This window comes from Acetonema longum DSM 6540 (genome assembly GCF_000219125.1).
Classification (GTDB): Bacteria; Bacillota; Negativicutes; order Sporomusales; family Acetonemataceae; genus Acetonema; species Acetonema longum.
In genome coordinates, this window is the sequence record NZ_AFGF01000069.1 from 1 (window position 1) to 3,070 (window position 3,070).

The following is a 3,070-nucleotide window of genomic DNA, read 5'->3' on the forward strand; positions in this document are numbered from 1 at the left end:
GCTACTACCTATCTCCCGAAAAGTTACAAATTCTGATACAGCGCGACGAGGACGGGCGTAAGACTGTACGTTCGCAGGGTACGTCGAGACTAGAAAGATGCGGAGCATCGTGAGATCAGGAGGAAAACAAATCTCTTTTCGGTGGAGTCACAGTAAAATAGACTACTGCATACGAAACCGAAAAGGGATGTTTCTGAATGATCCCGCCCGCAGGAGGCTGAAGTGACGCAGGTGGGCCCTTTTCAACGCCCCTTTAGCTGGCAAATACGAGCAATTCCACAATATCCAACTCTCGCCTCCGGCTCAGGTCAATAAATGCCCCGTCCTGTGTTTTGACAAGCGGCCGGGTGGCTTCCGGCGGCATAAAGACAATTTCCGCTTCGCGGCCGTCGGTTAGTTTCACTTGATTTCCTATAAAAAAATTGCGCATTTGATCCAAAAACACGGTACAAATATGTGTGTCCACCTTATTGAACCGTTCCTGCATCAACAGGTCCATGGCTTCAAAAGGAGTCATTCTCCGGCGATACACCCGGTCTGATGTCAAAGCGTCATAGAGATCAGCCACTGCAATGATGCGGCCAAACAGACCGATTTTTTCACCGCCGGTCCCCAGTGGATAGCCTGTGCCGTCCATTCTTTCATGATGCTGCCAAACCGCTTGTTTCACCGCCGTTGAAACTTCTTCCGAGTCTTTTATCATTGCATAGCCGTACTCAGAATGTCTCTGCATTTCTCTAAATTCCTGCTCTGTCAGTTTGCCCGGTTTATTTAAAATCTCAAGAGGTATCTGAGATTTGCCAATATCGTGCAAAAGACCTGCCTGAATGAGCTCATTTTGCTGTCCTTCCGGCAATTTCAGCCATTTGCCGATAAGTCCGGCCACAGCCGCCACATTGACACTATGGTGAAACGTATAATCATCAACCCGCTGCATATTGAACAGTAAATTGACAATTCCGGTATTCCGTATCAGAGGAAAGAGATTGGTCCTCGCCAAATCTTTCAGTTCCTGGACCGGCACCTGCTTAAAATAGCGCATCAGGGAAAAAGACCGGTTCATGATCGTTATTGTCTCATCATAAATCTGGGTAAAGTCATCTGCCGTCTGGATTTCTTTCGGCGGCTTGATGCCCGTTCGGATTTGCTCTCCCACTGGTATTGGTTCCAGTATTTCAATACAATCAATCTGCCACATGGTCAAAGCTTCCAAAATACCCTGGGTGAGGGTCACACCTTCCGCCAGTACACTTTCCCCATCGGGAGAGGTTACCGCCCTGCCAATCTGCATACCCGCTCTCACCTGACAGATAGGATAAGTTTTAATCCGATGGGTCTGCAAATAGGGATATTGCTCCCGGCGCACACTTGCCACCTCTTTTCTCGTATCCTAATGATTCGCCGATGAACACCTTTTGATATTATATTATACCAAATATCGTCATAACCCTCCTTATTTCTCCATGAAAGTATACATTTAACAGAACAGTCGTTCACATCGTTCAAGATAATTCATAAAAACACTTCCTTCCGGGCAATCCTAAATCAATAAATAGTTCCATAGAACTGATTTTACTTAACTGAGAATTGAGGCTGAACGATCAATGTGGACTCTCAGCATCTTTCGTATCATAATGGTAACGGGATTTTTCCTGTCGGCCTTGAAATGGGGCGATTGGAGGCACTGGGAAAAGTACTACCCTTCCATGCTGTTTGTTATGGTTGTGAATTTAACGTTTGGCTATGTGGCCTATAATCATCCCCTTTGGATTTTTAACCAGGATGCCATTGTAAAAAACGAGACCATTGTAGAATTTGTCAATACCTATCTGGCCTTGTCGCTCACAACTTTAATCTATCTGTCCCAGTTCCCCCGGAACGGCCTTCTTCCGAAATTCTTCTATATATTGTGGTGGGTCTTTATCTATGGCTCCCTGGAATTCATCGACTCCAAAATCACGGGAGGCATATCCTATGGCAACGGATGGTCCTGGATCCACTCCGTGCTATTCGACTGCGTCATGTTCCCCACCATCCGCATCCACTATCTCAGTCCGTTTTGGGGATGGGTGATTTCTATTATCTCGGCGATTTTTATTTTAATTGTGTATGATTTCCGGCTAGCGGACATGAAATAAAAATAAGCAATAAAAAAAAACAGCCAGCGAGCTGTTTTTTTATTGCTTTATATGTAAGTAAGCCTGCCGCTTCATTAAAATTTATAAGTCAATCCCATCCCCACCCCGTCCAATTCCAGGGAGGTATTCATGCTATCGTCGTTATAAGCTTTAATGTTCAAATTGATAAAGGTCGTTTTGCTCAGGTGGTAATTGGCGCCTAAACGGACTTCCGTAAAGGAACTGCTGGCAGTAAAAGCCATATATCCGTCCACGTCGCTGCCCAACCGGTCATTAACGGCAACACCGACGTAAACCTTGCTGCCGCTGTTAGTCTCACTGGAAGACACGCTGCTTAAGTTATAATCCAGACTGCTGCCGTCATAAAAGCGGTTGCCCAGGATCAGACGGACATTACCGCCCACTTTGGACTGCAGATACACATCGGTATATGTATTATCATGCTGGAGAGTCTCTGCGCCACTGCGCCAGTTCACTCTTCCGTCATTTTTTTCTAAACCCACGATCAGATTTCGACCTACTTTACTTTCCAGATAAAAGCCATGCGTATCCATTGTGCCAAAATCCCGTGAATCAATCTTAAAGGAGGGGTTCTGGTACATGTAGCCAATGGCGCTTTCTCCCTGGTTGAGTTCAGTGATCGGTGCAGCGCTGACAGGTACCGCAATCAGCGTAGTGCTGACGATTCCAATGAGTGCCGCCTTTTGCATAGCGATTCCCCCTGCCGAATAAGGAAACCTTTTAATCGGGCAATTACAAAAGTGAGAGGTGATAATAGCAACAAAATATCATTTCTTACCTACAGTATACCACAACTTTAGATTTTTCCAATAGCATTACAGTCCTATATTTGTCAAATGACAAATAGGCTATAACCTCGAATCCGGGACCGTTCAAAAAGGCCCAGATGTTAGGTAAGAGCAATGCCTGCA

Annotated in this window: 3 protein-coding genes; 1 reads left to right on the forward strand and 2 read right to left on the reverse strand. The window is 45.5% G+C overall.

The features are described 5' to 3' along the window. Window positions 1–253: 253 nt before the first annotated feature. Entirely contained in the window at window positions 254–1,375 is a 1,122-nt protein-coding gene (locus ALO_RS08495; protein WP_139025355.1) for an HD-GYP domain-containing protein, read from the reverse strand. 229 nt (window positions 1,376–1,604) lie between these two features. On the opposite strand from ALO_RS08495, the gene ALO_RS08500 reads away from it, so the two are divergent. Then, window positions 1,605–2,138 (forward strand): CBO0543 family protein, encoded by a 534-nt coding sequence (locus ALO_RS08500; RefSeq protein ID WP_004094847.1) that lies wholly within the window; start codon window positions 1,605–1,607, stop codon window positions 2,136–2,138. A gap of 74 nt (window positions 2,139–2,212) precedes the next feature. On the opposite strand, the gene ALO_RS08505 is transcribed toward ALO_RS08500, so the two are convergent. Beyond that, window positions 2,213–2,848 (reverse strand): hypothetical protein, encoded by a 636-nt coding sequence (locus ALO_RS08505; protein WP_004094849.1) that lies wholly within the window; start codon window positions 2,846–2,848, stop codon window positions 2,213–2,215. Window positions 2,849–3,070 lie beyond the last annotated feature (222 nt).